Raw genomic sequence first — 17,015 nt, 5'->3', positions numbered from 1 at the left:
CTGGGGCGCTGAGCGTCAGGTTGTTGCGACTGCAACATTCCGCTTCTAAGAGTATTCGGGCACGGTTCGCCGTGCCCATTAACAAAGTTGGCTACCATGCAGGACAAACACCTTCTTCCCGATACCACGTTTAGCCTCACTGACGTTACCTTCCGCGTACCCGGTCGCACGCTTCTCCACCCCTTGTCGATGACCTTTCCCATGGGAAAAGTCACAGGCCTGATTGGGCACAACGGCTCGGGCAAATCGACATTGCTCAAAATGCTTGGCCGTCATCAGAATCCCTCTGATGGAGACATTCATCTCAACGATCAACCACTGGATAGCTGGAGCAGCAAGGAATTTGCGCGCAAAGTCGCGTATTTGCCGCAGCAACTTCCGGCTGCCGAAGGGATGACAGTGCGTGAACTGGTGGCAATTGGTCGTTATCCATGGCATGGCGCGCTCGGTCGTTTCGGTGCGGCAGACAGGGAGTTGGTTGAAGAGGCGATTACGCTGGTCGGGCTGAAGCCGTTTGCTCATCGCCTTGTGGATAGCCTTTCCGGTGGCGAGCGCCAACGTGCGTGGATTGCCATGCTGGTGGCACAAGATAGCCGCTGCCTGTTGCTTGATGAGCCGACATCGGCGCTGGATATTGCCCACCAGGTTGACGTGCTGGCGCTTATCCATCGTCTTAGCCAGGAACGTGGCCTGACGGTGATTGCGGTTCTGCACGATATCAATATGGCCGCCCGCTATTGCGATAACCTTGTGGCGCTGCGCGGGGGTGAAATGATTGCCCAGGGTAGCCCGGTTGACCTGATGCAAAGCGCAACGCTTGAGCAGATTTACGGTATTCCAATGGGCATTCTGCCACATCCTGCGGGTGCGGCCCCGGTAAGCTTTGTTTACTGATGAGTGAGCTGATTAATCCTTTCATGAGCCGTCGCCAGTTGCTAACGGCGCTGGCGCTCTCTCCGCTGTTGCTCAAAATGGGCAATGTACAGGCTGCAACCATTGATCCTCATCGTATTGTGGCGCTGGAATGGTTGCCCGTCGAACTGATGCTGGCGCTGGGCATCACGCCTTACGCGATGGCAGATATCAAGAATTATCAAGCCTGGGTCGGCGAGCCAAAATTGCCGGAAGGCATTATTGAAGTTGGCTTGCGCACCGAACCTAATCTCGAACTTTTGACGCAGTTAAAACCGTCACTGATCCTCTATTCCGCAGGCTACGGTCCACAGCCTGAAATAATGGCGCGTATCGCTCCAGGTCTGGGCTTTAGTTTCAACGATGGTTCCGGTCAGCCGCTGACGGTCGCTCGCAAATCACTGACAGAACTGGGTGAGAAACTCGGCATGCAGCAAGCGGCCAGCGATCACTTACGCAAGTTCGACCAATTTATCGAGCAGATGAAACCCCGCTTCGCCTCGCGCGGTGACAAGCCAGTATTGTTGATGACCCTGTTAGATTCACGCCATGCGCTGATTATTGGGAAAAACAGTCTTTTCCAACAGGTGATGGATTTATTAGGTGTGAAAAATGCCTGGTCTGGCGAAACCAACTTCTGGGGAAGTGCGGTCGTAGGCCTCGAGCGTTTGGCCGAAGTCAAAGATGCCGACGTTATTTGCCTTGATCACAATAACGACGCTGAAATGGCGCGAGTGATGGCGACACCTTTATGGAACGCGATGCCTTTTGTTCGTCAGAATCGTTTCCAGCGCGTTCCTCCCGTATGGCTGTATGGCGCAACGCTTTCCGCCATGAACTTCACGACTATGCTGGCCAAAGCCATAGGGAGCAACGCGTGAAACATCGTTATGCCTTGTTCCCAGCGTTGCTTTTATCGCTGCTGTTTATTGTTGCCAGTGTGCTGACGCTGCATAACCTGAATGCACAACTTCCTTCTGCGCAGTGGAGTTCGGCCTGGTGGCAACCCAATATTGATGACATCAATCAGATGTTGTTCCACTACAGCTTACTTCCGCGTCTTGCCATCTCGTTACTGGTTGGAGCCGGGCTTGGGTTGGTTGGCGTGCTATTCCAGCAAGTGCTGCGTAACCCGCTTGCCGAACCGACCACACTTGGCGTGGCAAGTGGCGCACAGTTAGGTATTACCGTGGCTACGTTGTGGGCGCTGCCGGGTGGTTTTGCTACACAACAGTTTGCGGCATTGGTCGGGGCGGGCGTTGTCGGTTTACTGGTATTTGGTGTCGCCTGGGGTAAACGTTTATCACCGGTCACGCTGATCCTCGCGGGCCTGGTACTGAGTCTGTATTGCGGTGCGGTAAACCAGTTATTAGCGATTTTCCATCACGACCAATTACAGAACATGTTCCTCTGGAGTACCGGTTCGCTGAATCAGCAAGACTGGGACATCGTCAACGGCCTGTGGCCGCGCTTGGTTGGCGGTTTGTTGTTAACGCTGCTGTTGCTGCGCCCGCTAACGCTGATGGGGCTCGATGATGGTGTGGCGCGTAATCTGGGGCTGGCTCTTTCGATGGTGCGCCTTGCGACACTGGTGCTGGCGATTGCCATCAGTGCGTTGCTGGTTAATGCGGTGGGAATTATCGGTTTTATCGGCCTGTTCGCCCCGTTATTGGCGAAAATGCTCGGGGCACGGCGCCTGATTGCGCGTTTGTTGCTGGCTCCGCTCATTGGTGCGTTGATTTTATGGCTGTCAGACCAATCGGTTATCTGGCTTACCAGCGCGTGGCGTGAAATTTCGACCGGTACGGTGACGGCACTGATTGGCGCACCATTGTTGCTATGGCTGCTGCCGCGCTTGCGTACGGTTGGCTCGCCGGCAATGAACCAGGGGGATAACGTCCCGGTAGAGCGTCATCATCTGGGCTGGTGGGCATTAATGGGTAGCGGCGTATTGGCGCTGGTTATCGTCACCGCATTGACGTTGGGGCGTGATGCAGGCGGCTGGAACTGGGTGAACGGTTCGTTATTCCACGACTTGTTGCAGTGGCGTTGGCCACGCGTCTTAGCGGCGCTGACTGCAGGCATGATGCTGGCGGTTGCCGGTAGCGTTATCCAGCGTCTGACGGGTAATGCGATGGCAAGCCCGGAAGTATTAGGGATAAGCTCAGGTGCTGCATTTGGTGTCGTGATGATGCTGTTTATCGTTCCGGGTAATGCATTCGCCTGGTTGCTGCCAGCGGGCAGTCTTGGTGCTGCCGTTACGCTGTTGGTTATCATGGTGACGGCCAGTCGTGGTGGTTTTTCTCCGCAGCGCATGTTGTTGGCTGGGATGGCGCTCAGTACGGCATTTACCATGTTGCTGATGTTATTGATGGCGAGCGGTGATCCGCGCATGGCGGGGATACTCACCTGGATTTCCGGCTCGACCTATAACGTGGCCGGCGATCAGGCAGTCAAAACGTTAATCTTGATGGTGATTTTGTTTGCACTGACGCCGCTGTGTCGCCGTTGGTTGATGATTCTGCCTCTGGGAGGGGCAACCGCGCGTGCAATTGGTATGGCATTGACGCCATCGCGTTTTGCACTGCTTTTGCTGGCAGCAACGTTAACCGCCGCGGCAACCATGACCGTTGGCCCGCTCAGTTTTGTTGGCTTAATGGCACCGCATATTGCGCGTATGCTTGGTTTTAGACGCGCGATGCCACAGTTGATGATGTCGGCGTTGTTAGGTGGCATGTTGATGGTGGCGGCGGACTGGTGTGGAAGAATGATTTTATTCCCGGATCAGGTTCCGGCGGGGCTGTTGGCAACGTTTATCGGTGCACCGTATTTCGTCTATTTGCTGCGTAAGCAGACTCGCTAATTGCGGTGGATGACGCTTTGTTTATCCACCCTACAAATGTTCCGTAGGGCGAATAAGCAAAGCGTCATCCGCCCTTGCTACATGTGATTACAGCTTCGCGAACACCCGACGTGCGGCGTCAATCGTCTTCTGAATATCTTCTTTCGAATGTGCAACAGACATAAAGCCTGCTTCAAACGCAGACGGTGCCAGGTAAACGCCTTCTTCCAGCATTAAGTGGAAGAACTTCTTGAACCGTTCTACATCACACGCCATCACATCCTGGTAGCAGGTTACGCTCGCGGCATCGGTGAAGAACAGACCGAACATGCCGCCAACGTTGTTAACGACCAATGAAATGTTTTCATCTTTCGCCGCATTCAGAAGCCCATCGGCCAGCATTTGAGTCAGCTCGGTCAACGTCTGATGAATACCCGGTTTCGCAACTTCGGTCAGACACGCGTAACCGGCTGCCATCGCAATTGGGTTACCAGAAAGCGTACCTGCCTGATAAACCGGCCCAGTGGGTGCAAGCGCGTCCATGATTTCACGACGACCGCCGAAAGCGCCTACTGGCATACCGCCACCAATAATCTTGCCCAAACAGGTTAAGTCTGGCTCAACACCGTAGTAAGACTGCGCACCTGCCAGTGCGACACGGAAACCGGTCATCACTTCGTCGATAATAAACAGTGCGCCAAACTCGTCACACAGTGCACGCAGCCCTGGCAGGAAGTCAGCGTTTGGTGGAATGCAGTTCATGTTGCCCGCGACAGGCTCAACAATAATGCAGGCGATCTCTTGCGGATATTGCTCAAACGCTTCGCGTACTGAGGCAAGACAGTTATAGGTGCAGGTGAGGGTATGTTTGGCGAAATCTGCCGGAACACCCGGTGAGTTTGGTTGGCCGAGGGTTAGTGCGCCAGAACCGGCTTTCACCAACAGGCAGTCGGCGTGGCCGTGGTAACAGCCTTCGAATTTGACGATTTTGTCGCGGCCAGTGAAGCCACGCGCAAGGCGAATTGCGCTCATGGTGGCTTCAGTACCGGAGTTCACCATACGCACCATATCCATGGTTGGAACCAGTTCAGTCACCAGCTCCGCCATTTTGACTTCCATCTCGGTAGGCGCGCCAAAGCTCAGGCCGCGTTCAACTGCTTCAATCACGGCATTGCGGATTGCCGGATGGTTATGGCCCAGAACCATGGGTCCCCATGAACCGACATAATCAATATAGGCCTTGCCGTCAGCGTCATACAGGTAAGCCCCGTCAGCGCGTTCGATAAACAGCGGCACACCGCCGACTCCTGTAAAAGCACGAACCGGTGAGTTCACCCCGCCAGGGATGACTTTGCGTGCGGCAGCGTACAGGTTTTCAGACTTACTCATGGAGCGGCTCCTGGATTCGTATAAATAATTTACCCGTCATACTTCAAATTGCAGGTGTGTTGGCTGCATTCACTCACCCTAATCACTTACTTGAGTAAGCTCATCGGGATTCGCTCAATTGCCGCCTTCCTGCAGCTCGAATTATTTAGGGTATATTCTAAGGGTATTCGTCGGCGTTATGAAAGTTTTGCCCAAATGTGTCGAGAGAGTAGAATGCCCCCTCGATTTGTATTACCTATAAATGATTAACCTAATGAATCACTCCCACCCCTCTTTTGAAGCGCAACAGGTAGTGCGCTTACGTAGAGGCGACATGATGCGTCGCCTAATTCGACAGGATAAAACCCCGGTCGCGATTCTTTTTATGGCCGCGATAGTAGGGACGTTAGCCGGTTTAATGGGGGTCGCCTTTGAAAAATCGGTGACCTGGGTGCAACAAAATCGTCTGGCGATGCTGGCACATGTGGCTGATTACAGTCTTATTGTCTGGCCGTTAGCATTCATTAGCTCAATGCTTTTGGCGATGGTTGGTTATTATCTGGTACGTCGTTTTGCACCGGAAGCGGGAGGATCGGGTATCCCTGAAATTGAAGGTGCGCTCGAGGAACTCCGCCCAGTGCGCTGGTGGCGTGTCATCCCAGTTAAGTTTATCGGTGGGATGGGTACGCTAGGGGCGGGCATGGTGCTCGGACGCGAAGGCCCGACCGTGCAGTTGGGCGGGAATATTGGCCGTATGGTGCTGGATATTTTCCGTCTGCGAGGTGCTGAAGCTCGCCATTCACTACTGGCGACCGGTGCCGCTGCGGGTTTATCCGCCGCGTTTAACGCCCCGCTGGCGGGTATTCTGTTTATCATCGAAGAGATGCGCCCGCAGTTTCGCTACAACCTAATTTCGATAAAAGCCGTGTTTATTGGCGTGATTATGTCGAGCGTGGTTTTCCGTATTTTTAACGGTGAAAACGCGGTGATTGAAGTCGGGAGACTGTCTAACGCCCCGGTGAATACGCTGTGGTTGTATCTGGTGTTAGGCATGGTTTTCGGCATCGTTGGGGTATTCTTCAACGCGATGGTGTTCCGCACCCAGGATATGTTCCAGCGTTTCCACGGCGGTAACCTCAAAAAATGGGTGATTATCGGCGGTTTGTTGGGGGGCGTTTGCGGCGTGTTAGGGCTTATCCAACCCGCAGCGGCTGGCGGTGGTTTTAACCTGATCCCTATCGCAGCTGCCGGAAACTACACTCTGGGGATGTTACTGTTTATCTTTATTGCCCGCGTGATGACCACTCTGCTGTGTTTTTCTTCTGGTGCTCCCGGTGGGATTTTTGCGCCAATGCTGGCGTTGGGGACACTGCTGGGTACGGCGTTTGGCATGTCTTGTGCGGCCTGGTTCCCGGCATATCATCTTGAAGTTGGGACATTTGCGATAGCCGGAATGGGCGCGTTGTTTGCCGCATCGGTGCGTGCACCGTTGACTGGGATCGTGCTGGTTCTGGAAATGACAGACAATTATCAGCTCATTCTGCCAATGATAATTACCTGCCTTGGCGCGACACTATTGGCACAATTCCTTGGCGGGAAGCCGCTATACTCTGCGATCCTTGCGCGAACGCTTGCGAAACAGGATGCCGAAATGCAGCAAAAAGAACAGAAACCCCTGGTTGGGGAGAATACTTGAACGATTTACTCGGGTATTAGATAATGACCCCAAGTGTCGGCTATACCCGACTTCTTATTTCGTTGGGAGCAAATGATGAGTGATGACGTAGCAGTGCTGCCGTTGCAGTTTACCGAAGCAGCAGCCAAAAAAGTAAAAAACCTGATCGCGGATGAAGAGAACCCGAATCTGAAACTGCGCGTTTACATCACCGGTGGTGGTTGCAGCGGCTTCCAGTATGGTTTTACCTTCGATGATCAGATTAATGACGGCGATATGACTATCGAGAAGCAAGGCGTTGCGCTGGTCGTTGACCCGATGAGCCTGCAATATCTGGTGGGAGGGGCCGTGGATTACACCGAAGGTCTGGAAGGTTCCCGATTTGTGGTGACGAACCCGAACGCCAAGAGCACCTGCGGGTGTGGTTCATCTTTCAGCGTGTAAACCTTCATACTTCAAGCTGCAGGTGCGTTGACTGCACCCGTTCACCCCAGTCACATAGTTATCTATGCTCCTGGGGATTTACGGCTTTGTCGCCTTGCTGCAACTCGAATTATTTGGTTTAAATAATTTGTTATAAAAAATTTTTGTAGGCCGGATAAGCGAAAGCGTCATCCGGCTTTTTTATGTCTTATTGCCGGTCATCCAGGGCAAACGTCGGCAGTTTGAGGTGCCAGCGAATGGCCGCCAGACGGATAGCCAAAGTGACGACCATCCCAATCATACTTGCCTGTTCTAGCGGTACGTGGAACGTATAGTATGCGGTTGCATGCACGATGCCACCCGCGATACAGGCCGTGGCGTAGATTTCGGTACGCAGAATCATCGGAATTTCACGCGCTAATACGTCACGGATAATCCCGCCGCCAACACCGGTCAGTACGCCCATGCAGATGGCAATCAGTGGACTGGTGCCAACCAAAAATGCTTTGTTCACCCCAATCCCGACGAATACCGCAAGACCGACGGCATCCAGCACCGGCAATATCCATTTTGGCAGGCGACGCGGCTGGCGTATCAGCAGGATAGCCAGCATACAAGTGACCATCGCGACCACTAAGTCGGTGGGATCTTTAACCCAAAATACCGGGCCGTTATCCAGTGCCATATCGCGAATTGTTCCGCCACCCACGGCTGTCACCACGCCCAGCACCAGCACGCCGAACGGGTCCATACGAAGTTTTCCAGCCAGTAGCACGCCAGAGATGGCAAAGACGGCTGTGCCAATGATGTCCAGCCAATAGACAAGCATGTGAGATTACCCTCATAAAATATCGTCCCCGTCATATTTCGAGCTGCAGGGGGGGGCCTGCAATTCGAACTATTTAGGGGGATGTTTGTTATTATTTAGCTCATCACAGAGCTGTTTTGCGGCGAGGATAATACGTGGGCTTGCGCGACTAAACCAGTCATCATTCACTGCAATAACCGGAATTTTTAGCTGGGTATTCCAAAATTGTTCAACGGGAGGAATCTGAGTCTCATCGCCAGTAATAATAATAGCCTGAGGATCTCGACTAATCACTTGTTCACGGCTGACTTGCGGCCAGGGAACCCGACTATCAGCAAAGATATTTTGCCCACCGCACACTTCCAGAATTTCGTTCTGAATCGATCCACTTCCTGAAGTAAACAGCGGCTGTTGGCCGAATTGTAGGAACACTTTTTTCTTCGGACGCTGGGTGTTCTGTGCTTTCAAATCTGCAAATTCTTTTGCCAGTTGATCTGCGGCGATGTGGGCGGTTTGTGGCGTTGGGCTGTATTGACTCAACTGACGTAGAGCGGCAACCACATCTTCGACGGTGGTCGGATCAAGCCAAATGACTTTAATCCCCAGAGCCTGCATTTGATTGATTTGCCGTTCTGCATTACCACCACGCCACGCTAGCACCACATCAGGTTTCAGCGCCACGATGCGTTCGAGATTCATCCCTTGCCAATTTGAGACTTGCTCAAGCTTTTTGGCGGCTTCCGGATAATTTGACCAGGCGCTGACAGCCACAGGTGTAATCCCCGCAGCAAATGCAAGTTCAGTATTACTCGGCGACAACGAGATAACCCGCGGCGCTGCAATCAGCAACGCCGGGGTAAAACACAGCAGCGCGAGAAGCCCGCGCCAGAGGCTCTTATTACACACGAGCCAGTTTCTGCACCAGCTTTTCCACCATCAGCGTGGACTGCTTAGCCGCTACGGCGAGGAACTCGTCAAAGCTCAGGTGAGATTGCTGATCGGCAACGTCAGAGATAGCGCGAACCACGACAAACGGCGTTCCAAAATTGTGGCAAACATGCGCAACGGCAGTCGCTTCCATTTCAACCGCTACAGCCTGTGGGAAGTTATGGCGGATTTTTGCCAAAGCCACAGAACCGTTAATAAACGCATCACCACTGACAACCAGGCCGCGTACAGCGTGCAGGTTAAGCTCGGTAATACACTCTTCAGCAGCCGCAATCAGTTTGGCGTCGGCGGCAAAACCTGCCGGGCAACCTGGCAGTTGACCAAATTCATAGCCAAAAACGGTAACGTCTGCGTCGTGGTAACGCACTTCATCAGACACCACGATATCGCCCACTTTAAGCGTAGGGGCGAGACCACCGGCAGAACCCGTGTTAATGACAACATCCGGTTTGCAATGTTCAAGTAGAAGCGTTGCACCCATTGCTGCTGCAACTTTACCGATGCCTGATTTCAACAATGCCACTTCAACGCCGCCCAGCGTACCGGTGTAGATTTCACACCCTGCCAGCGTCAGAGTTTGACGGTTTTCAATTTTGTCACGCAGTAGCGTAACTTCTTCTTCCATTGCACCAATAATGCCTACTTTCATAGTGATTCTCGCTAAAGTGTTAGATCAGTTGCATAGTCTATCATGGCATACCCGTCGCCCTTCAATATGCCGGGGTGTTGGCTGCTCTCATTCACCCAAGTCACTGACTTGAATCAGCTCATCGGGATTGATGAGAGACTCCTGTCTCTGACCGGAGGTCTGCCTCTGGCTGGTCAAATTTGTTTCCGACGAATTTGTCATTCGATTGCTGCCTACCTGCATCTTGAAGTAGCTTGTGTATGTTGAAAAAAAGAAAACGGCGAAGGAGAGGTCATGAGTGAGATCGATTTCCGCAAGAAAATTAACTGGCACCGTCGTTTCCGCTCGCCAGAAGGACCCAAGAACGAGCATGAGATCCTGCGTATTTTTGAAAGCGATCGTGGCAGGATCGTCAATTCCCCGGCCATTCGCCGTTTGCAGCAAAAAACACAAGTCTTCCCTCTGGAACGTAATGCCTCGGTGCGCACGCGCTTAACGCATTCCATGGAAGTGCAGCAAGTCGGGCGTTATATCGCCAAAGAGGTGTTGAGCCGTCTGAAAGAGCAGCAAAACCTCGAGCGCTATGGATTGCATGAACTGACAGGCCCATTTGAAAGTATAGTGGAAATGGCGTGCTTGATGCACGACATCGGTAATCCGCCGTTTGGTCATTTTGGTGAGTCGGCAATCAATGACTGGTTCCGCCAGCGCCTGTTTCCAGGGGATGCCGGAAGCCAACCCCGGAGCGACGATCGTTGCCGAGTTGCAACATTGCGTCTGCACGAGGGCGATGATCAATTGAATGGTTTGCGCCGTAAAGTCCGCCAGGATCTTTGCCAGTTTGAGGGTAACGCACAAGGCATTCGCCTGGTACATAGTCTGCTGCGTATGAATCTGACCTGGGCGCAGGTTGGGTGCATTCTCAAATATACTCGCCCCGCCTGGTTTGTAGGGGAACCGCCAAAAACCCATGCTTATTTGATGAAGAAGCCGGGTTTTTATCTTTCGGAAGAGTCGTACATTGAGCGTTTGCGTGCGGAGCTGGATCTCGGTGAGTACAGTCGATTTCCACTGACGTGGATAATGGAAGCGGCTGACGATATCTCTTATTGCGTGGCGGATCTTGAAGATGCCGTTGAGAAGCGAATTTTTAGTGTTGAGCAGCTTTATCAGCACTTATGTGACGCCTGGGGTGAGCACCGCGAAGGCGATCTTTTCGAGCAAGTGGTGAATGAAGCCTGGGATAAATCCCGTTCAAATCAGATGCGCCGCAGCACTGAAGACCAGTTCTTTATGTACCTGCGCGTCAACACGCTAAATCAGTTGGTGCCTTATGCCGCCCAGCGATTTATCGATAATCTGGATGAGATTTTTAGTGGGGAGTTTAATCACGCGCTTCTTGAAGATGCCAGCCCATTTGCTCGCTTGTTAGAGCTTTATAAACAGGTGGCTTTCAAACACGTATTTAGCCACCCAGAAGTTGAACAGCTAGAGTTACAAGGTTATCGCGTTATAAGTGGCTTACTTGATATTTACAGTCCCTTACTCAATATATCCATTGAAGATTTTGCTGAGCTGGTGGAGAAAGAAAGTTTACGTCGTCTGCCGATTGAGACACGGTTATTTCACAAGTTATCTACAAAACATAGGCTTGCTTACATAGAGGCAGTCAGTGATTTGACGCCGTCTGCCAGTGATTTTCCGGTATGGGAGTATTACTACCGTTGCCGCCTGATTCAGGATTATATCAGTGGCATGACAGACTTGTTTGCCTGGGACGAATATCGTCGCCTGATGGCTGTGGAATAATCGAAGTCGATGAGTTTTGTAAAGACGGACAATAAATATTTACGCTTTCCAGTAACTTATCGACGGAACTTAGCGCCTCATCTGCCACTCTATATTGGCCTACACACCAATTTTGCGTGGCTTATTAACTTGAGACTTAAATCGATGAAAAAAACTACTTTAGCAATGAGCGCGCTGGCTCTGAGTTTGGGTTTGGCGCTGAGCCCTGTATCTGCAATTGCAGCAGAAACCGCTTCTTCCGCATCCGCGTCGCAACCTCTTCCAAGCCTTGCGCCTATGTTGGAAAGAGTGATGCCTTCAGTGGTGAGCATCAATGTTGAAGGAAGCACGACCCTTAACACGCCACGTATGGGGCGTAACTTCCAGCAATTCTTTGGTGATAACTCACCATTCTGTCAGGAAGGTTCACCATTCCAGAGCTCCCCGTTCTGCCAGGGCGGTGCGCCTGACGGCGGCCCGCAAGGCCAGGGTGGCGCTCAGCAACAGAAGTTTGCCGCACTGGGTTCTGGCGTCATTATTGACGCAGCGAAAGGCTATGTCGTAACCAACAACCACGTTGTTGATAATGCAACAAAAATTCAGGTCTCATTGAGTGATGGTCGCAAGTTTGAGGCGAAAGTCGTGGGTAAAGATCCACGTTCTGATATTGCGCTGCTGCAGTTGCAGGATCCGAAGAACCTGACCGCTATTAAGATGGCCGATTCCGATGCACTGCGCGTTGGCGATTACACCGTCGCCATCGGTAATCCGTATGGCTTGGGCGAAACGGTGACTTCCGGCATTGTTTCAGCGTTGGGTCGTAGTGGCCTGAACATTGAAAACTATGAAAACTTTATCCAGACCGATGCGGCAATCAACCGGGGTAACTCTGGTGGTGCACTGGTTAATTTGAACGGGGAACTGATCGGGATTAACACCGCGATTCTGGCACCTGATGGCGGCAACATTGGTATCGGCTTTGCTATCCCAAGTAATATGGTCAAGAACCTCACCGCACAGATGGTGGAGTTCGGTCAGGTTCGTCGTGGCGAGCTGGGTATCTTGGGGACTGAACTGAATTCTGAGCTTGCGAAAGCGATGAAAGTCGACGCGCAACGTGGCGCATTTGTCAGCCAGGTGATGCCAAACTCTTCAGCTGCGAAAGCGGGTGTGAAGGCGGGGGATGTGGTGGTTTCCATGAATGGTAAAGCTATTAGCAGCTTCGCTGCACTGCGTGCTGAAGTCGGTTCTATGCCGGTTGGCAGTAAACTGACACTTGGCTTGCTGCGTGATGGCAAACCGGTTTCGGTAAACCTGGAGCTGCAACAAAGCAGCCAGAATCAAGTCGACTCCGCAACCATCTTTACCGGTATCGAAGGGGCTGAAATGAGCAACCGCAGCGGCAAAGAAGAGAAAGGAGTTATCGTTAATAACGTGAAAGCGAATACCCCTGCTGCACGTATTGGCCTGAAAAAAGGCGACATCATCATTGGTGTGAACCAGCAGCCAGTCAATAACATTGCTGAGTTGCGTAAAATTCTCGACGCTAAACCGTCTGTAATGGCGCTGAACATTCAGCGTGGTGATACGACTATCTACCTGTTGATGCAGTAATCGAAACAGAGTTACTCTCAAAACCATCAGGGTCGCGTTATGCGGCCCTTTTTTGTGAGCTTTTCCACAACTCCACACTCTTAATCAGTGCTTTGTGCGTTTGCACAATGCCGCCGCGATTCAACTCGCCTATGCTAGTCCATCAGCACGACTCAGGAGGACGCATGGCTGGCTGGCATCTTGATACCAAAATGGCGCAGGACATTGTGGCGCGCACCATGACCATCATTGATACCAATATCAACGTGATGGATGCGCGTGGACGGATTATTGGTAGCGGTGATAAAGAACGTATTGGTGAATTGCACGAAGGTGCATTGCTTGTGCTATCTCAGGGACGTGTTGTCGATATTGATGACGCAGTAGCCCGGCATTTGCACGGGGTGCGCCAGGGTATCAACCTTCCCTTGCGCATCGAGGGTGAAATCGTTGGTGTGATTGGTTTGACGGGTGAGCCGGGTTCACTGCGCAAGTACGGTGAGCTGGTGTGTATGACCGCCGAGATGATGCTTGAGCAATCTCGTTTGATGCACCTGCTGGCCCAAGACAGTCGCTTACGCGAAGAGCTGGTCATGAATTTAATCCAGGCTGAAGAACATACGCCTGCGCTGAGTGAATGGGCGCAGCGTTTGGGTATCGACCTGAATCAGCCTCGTGTAGTTGCGGTGGTGGAAGTCGACAGCGGCCAGCTCGGTGTCGAGAGTGCGATGGAAGAGCTTCAACAGTTGCAAACCGCACTGACAACACCTGAGCGCAACAACCTGATTGCGATTGTGTCGTTAACGGAAATGGTGGTGTTGAAACCCGCGCTCAACCAGTTTGGCCGTTGGGATGCAGAGGATCACCGTAAACGCGTTGAGCAGTTGATTAGCCGCATGAAAGAAAATGGCCAGTTGCGCTTCCGCGTTGCGTTAGGAAATTATTTTACTGGCCCTGGCAGCATCGCTCGCTCGTATCGTACCGCTCGCACTACCATGATGGTCGGCAAGCAACGTATGCCGGAAAACCGCGCCTATTTTTATCAGGATTTGATGTTGCCGGTGCTGTTGGATAGTTTGCGCGGTGGCTGGCAGGCAAACGAACTGGCGCGTCCGTTGGCTCGTCTGAAATCAATGGATAATAACGGTCTATTACGCCGTACGCTCAGCGCATGGTTTCGTCATAATGTGCAACCATTGGCGACGTCCAAGGCGTTGTTTATTCATCGCAATACGCTTGAGTACCGGCTGAACCGTATCTCTGAACTAACAGGTTTAGATTTAGGGAATTTTGACGACCGATTGTTGCTGTATGTGGCGTTGCAGTTGGACGAGCAGAGATGAAAAACGGTGGATGATGTTGCGTCATCCACCCGTTACGAACACAGGACTTTATTTACCGCGGGTTAGCTTATCCAGATCGGATTCAATTTCACTGATCTTATGAGCAACCACAGACTCCAGATGGCGGAGATCGTCGAGAATTTTGCGTTTCAGATCGACTTCAGTACGATCGCGTTGGCAAAGTTGATCTAATTCATCAATCACATAACGCAGGTTTGGGCTGATTTCCTGCACTTCTTTGTAGCCCTGGCCTACGCCATCGGCAACGACAGTTTTACGCTAGCGTGGATATTTAAACTTCACGCTTTTGGCAAAAAACTCGCCTTTATCCTTCTGGAAATAGATTTTCAGGATATCGTTGTTGGCTTCCTGCCGGAGGCTATAACGATCGATTTCATCAGGATTGGTAATACCCAGACTTTTCAAGTTATCGTACATAGTGTTACCTTTTCGATATCATTAACCCATATACCCGTCATTCTTCAAGTGGCCTCTTTGTTGGCTGCATTCACTCGCCAGAATCACTTAGTTTACTCAGCTCATCGGGACTCATTCATTTGCCGCCGCGATGCAACTTGAATTATTTAAGGTATGATAATCAACGGAAAATTCCCTTTCCGCCAGTCCCGGATGCTAAAAAGGCGAGTCGCCCCGCCTTTTAAACATTTATATTTAGTCGATGGTACGAAGCAGTTCGTTGATGCCCACTTTCCCGCGGGTTTTGGCGTCTACTTTTTTCACGATAACCGCGCAGTACAAGCTGTACTTACCATCTTTGGATGGCAGGTTACCGGAAACGACAACGGAGCCTGCTGGTACGCGACCATAATGTACTTCACCGGTTTCACGGTCATAAATACGCGTGCTTTGACCGATGTAAACGCCCATAGAAATAACAGAACCTTCTTCAACGATAACGCCTTCCACAACTTCTGAACGCGCGCCGATAAAGCAGTTATCTTCGATGATGGTTGGGTTAGCCTGCAGTGGCTCCAGAACACCACCGATGCCCACGCCACCAGACAGGTGAACGTTTTTACCAATCTGCGCGCAAGAGCCCACAGTCGCCCAGGTATCAACCATCGAACCTTCATCAACGTATGCGCCGATGTTGACGTAAGAAGGCATCAGAACGGTGTTACGTGCGATGAATGCGCCCTGGCGTACTGCCGCTGGTGGCACAACGCGGAAACCTTCTTTCTGGAAGCGTGCTTCGTCATAGTTGGCGAATTTCATCGGCACTTTATCGAAGTAGCGGCTTTCTGCGCCATCAATAACCTGGTTGTCATTGATACGGAAAGAGAGCAGAACGGCTTTTTTCAGCCATTGGTGGGTCACCCACTGACCATCAATTTTTTCGGCAACGCGCAGCGCACCGCTGTCGAGCAGGGATATGACCTGGTTTACCGCTTCACGAGTAACGGTATCAGCATTTGCCGGAGTGATTTCGGCGCGGCGCTCGAAAGCGGTTTCAATGACGTTTTGTAGCTGCTGCATTAAAATTTTCCTGTACTAATGGGTAAAAAATTAAAAAAGATGGTTATTTATCGTTTGGATTAAGGGCTGCTGTCAACCGTTGCTGTACTTCCTGTTGCAACTCATCATTAAGAGCATGCCGGTCGGCAGTCGCGATTATAAATAAATCTTCTACTCTCTCACCAATTGTCGTGATTCTTGCACCATAAAGCGAGATCCCAAGATCGGCAAATACTGCCCCTACTCGAGCCAGTAAACCGGGCTGATCTAAAGCAATCAGTTCCAGGAATGTGCGTCTGTCGGTATGCGTTGGCAGGAAATTCACCTCGGTATCGACAGTAAAGTGGCGCAGTTTTGCTGATTGGCGGCGGGGTTGAGGCTGCTGCCAAGTGGCTTGCGTGATGGCCTGTTCGAGGCTGTGGCAAATAAACTCATGCCTGTCGGCGGAAAGCGGGCTGCCGTCGGGCTCCAGGACAATAAAGGTGTCCATTGCCATGCCGTCACGCGAGGTAAAGATTTGCGCGTCATGAACACTGAGATTGCGCCGGTCCAACTCCGCACAAACCGCAGCAAACAGGTGAGGGCGGTCAGGGCTCCAGATGAAAATCTCCGTGCCACCGCGAGTTGCCTGAGGACTGAGCAAAATCATCGGCTTGTTAAGATCGTGTTTCAGCAAATGGCGAGCATGCCAGGCAATCTGATTTGGTGAATGGCGGACAAAATAGTTTGCCCGGCAACGACGCCAGATATTATGCAGCGCTTCTTCGTTGATGTTATCCATACGCAGCAACGCCAGTGCCTGCAACTGATGATGGCGCACACGTTCGCGCATATCCGGGCTGTTTTGCATCCCGCGACGTAGCTGTTTTTCAGTCGCAAAGTACAGTTCGCGCAACAAGCTCTGTTTCCAACTGTTCCACAAGGTTTCGTTAGTCGCACAGATATCCGCAACGGTCAGGCAAACCAAATAGCGTAGGCGGTTTTCAGTCTGCACTTCTTCGGCAAACTGCTTAATCACTTCAGGATCCTGAATATCGCGGCGCTGTGCTGTCACCGACATCAGCAAATGCTGGCGTACCAGCCAGGCGACGAGTTGTGTTTCTCGCGAATTCAGCCCATGGAGTTCCGCAAATTTTACAATGTCTTGCGCCCCGAGTACCGAGTGATCTCCACCACGACCTTTGGCGATGTCGTGGAATAGGGCTGCAATC

At 51.8% G+C, this 17,015-nt stretch carries 14 protein-coding genes and 1 pseudogene; 8 read left to right on the top strand and 7 right to left on the bottom strand.

Annotated elements, in window-relative coordinates; translation table 11 throughout:
* Positions 1-96 precede the first annotated feature (96 nt).
* The 3 genes from fhuC to fhuB are packed head-to-tail and all read left to right on the top strand — an operon-like array spanning position 97 to position 3,775.
* Positions 97-894: a Fe3+-hydroxamate ABC transporter ATP-binding protein FhuC gene (gene fhuC / locus VJY99_RS01795; RefSeq protein ID WP_324115768.1), complete on the top strand. Its 798-nt coding sequence runs from the start codon at positions 97-99 to the stop codon at positions 892-894.
* Positions 894-1,793 carry a Fe(3+)-hydroxamate ABC transporter substrate-binding protein FhuD gene (gene fhuD / locus VJY99_RS01790; RefSeq protein WP_324115766.1) on the top strand — a complete coding sequence of 300 codons (900 nt, stop codon included), beginning with the start codon at positions 894-896 and terminating at the stop codon, positions 1,791-1,793. The genes fhuC and fhuD overlap by 1 nt, the downstream gene beginning before the upstream one ends.
* Positions 1,790-3,775 (top strand): Fe(3+)-hydroxamate ABC transporter permease FhuB, encoded by a 1,986-nt coding sequence (fhuB, locus tag VJY99_RS01785; RefSeq protein WP_324115764.1) that lies wholly within the window; start codon positions 1,790-1,792, stop codon positions 3,773-3,775. The genes fhuD and fhuB overlap by 4 nt, the downstream gene beginning before the upstream one ends.
* Before the next feature lie 87 nt (positions 3,776-3,862).
* Here the strand turns inward: fhuB and hemL are convergent, their stop codons facing one another.
* Complete coding sequence (hemL, locus tag VJY99_RS01780) at positions 3,863-5,143, bottom strand: glutamate-1-semialdehyde 2,1-aminomutase (protein ID WP_324115763.1); 1,281 nt, start codon at positions 5,141-5,143, stop codon at positions 3,863-3,865.
* 253 nt (positions 5,144-5,396) lie between these two features.
* Here hemL and clcA point away from each other — a divergent pair, with 253 nt between their 5' ends.
* The gene (clcA, locus tag VJY99_RS01775; protein WP_324115761.1) at positions 5,397-6,818 is read left to right on the top strand and encodes a H(+)/Cl(-) exchange transporter ClcA; all 1,422 of its coding nucleotides are present in this window, start codon (positions 5,397-5,399) and stop codon (positions 6,816-6,818) included.
* A gap of 75 nt (positions 6,819-6,893) precedes the next feature.
* Positions 6,894-7,241 carry an iron-sulfur cluster insertion protein ErpA gene (erpA, locus tag VJY99_RS01770; protein ID WP_324115759.1) on the top strand — a complete coding sequence of 116 codons (348 nt, stop codon included), beginning with the start codon at positions 6,894-6,896 and terminating at the stop codon, positions 7,239-7,241.
* Positions 7,242-7,428: 187 nt separating this feature from the next.
* Here the strand turns inward: erpA and VJY99_RS01765 are convergent, their stop codons facing one another.
* From VJY99_RS01765 to mtnN, 3 genes are all read right to left on the bottom strand, one after another.
* Positions 7,429-8,049 carry a TRIC cation channel family protein gene (locus VJY99_RS01765; RefSeq protein WP_324115757.1) on the bottom strand — a complete coding sequence of 207 codons (621 nt, stop codon included), beginning with the start codon at positions 8,047-8,049 and terminating at the stop codon, positions 7,429-7,431.
* A gap of 69 nt (positions 8,050-8,118) precedes the next feature.
* Positions 8,119-8,934, bottom strand: coding sequence for a vitamin B12 ABC transporter substrate-binding protein BtuF (gene btuF / locus VJY99_RS01760; protein WP_324115755.1), 816 nt, complete (start codon positions 8,932-8,934; stop codon positions 8,119-8,121).
* Positions 8,927-9,625, bottom strand: a complete 699-nt coding sequence (mtnN, locus tag VJY99_RS01755) for a 5'-methylthioadenosine/S-adenosylhomocysteine nucleosidase (protein ID WP_324115753.1) — start codon at positions 9,623-9,625, stop codon at positions 8,927-8,929. The genes btuF and mtnN overlap by 8 nt, the downstream gene beginning before the upstream one ends.
* Before the next feature lie 273 nt (positions 9,626-9,898).
* Between mtnN and dgt the strand changes: the two genes are divergently transcribed.
* The 3 genes from dgt to VJY99_RS01740 all read left to right on the top strand — a co-directional run bounded on the left by dgt (position 9,899) and on the right by VJY99_RS01740 (position 14,328).
* Positions 9,899-11,413: a dGTPase gene (gene dgt / locus VJY99_RS01750; protein WP_324115751.1), complete on the top strand. Its 1,515-nt coding sequence runs from the start codon at positions 9,899-9,901 to the stop codon at positions 11,411-11,413.
* 144 nt (positions 11,414-11,557) lie between these two features.
* Positions 11,558-13,006 carry a serine endoprotease DegP gene (degP, locus tag VJY99_RS01745; RefSeq protein WP_324115748.1) on the top strand — a complete coding sequence of 483 codons (1,449 nt, stop codon included), beginning with the start codon at positions 11,558-11,560 and terminating at the stop codon, positions 13,004-13,006.
* A 164-nt stretch (positions 13,007-13,170) separates the two neighbouring features.
* Positions 13,171-14,328 (top strand): CdaR family transcriptional regulator, encoded by a 1,158-nt coding sequence (locus VJY99_RS01740; protein WP_324115746.1) that lies wholly within the window; start codon positions 13,171-13,173, stop codon positions 14,326-14,328.
* A gap of 48 nt (positions 14,329-14,376) precedes the next feature.
* Here VJY99_RS01740 and VJY99_RS01735 read toward each other — a convergent pair.
* From VJY99_RS01735 to VJY99_RS01725, 3 genes and pseudogenes are all read right to left on the bottom strand, one after another.
* A pseudogene (locus VJY99_RS01735) lies at positions 14,377-14,766 on the bottom strand (DUF3461 family protein).
* A gap of 234 nt (positions 14,767-15,000) precedes the next feature.
* The gene (gene dapD / locus VJY99_RS01730) at positions 15,001-15,825 is read right to left on the bottom strand and encodes a 2,3,4,5-tetrahydropyridine-2,6-dicarboxylate N-succinyltransferase (RefSeq protein WP_324115744.1); all 825 of its coding nucleotides are present in this window, start codon (positions 15,823-15,825) and stop codon (positions 15,001-15,003) included.
* Between the two features lie 43 nt (positions 15,826-15,868).
* Positions 15,869-17,015, bottom strand: a 1,147-nt coding sequence (locus VJY99_RS01725) for an ACT domain-containing protein (protein WP_324115742.1), incomplete at its 5' end; no start/stop codon positions are given.

This window comes from Buttiauxella sp. (assembly GCF_035271705.1).
Lineage (GTDB): Bacteria > Pseudomonadota > Gammaproteobacteria > Enterobacterales > Enterobacteriaceae > Buttiauxella.
Note: the sequence above shows the minus strand (reverse complement) of the source record. Positions and strands in the feature narration are given on the sequence as shown.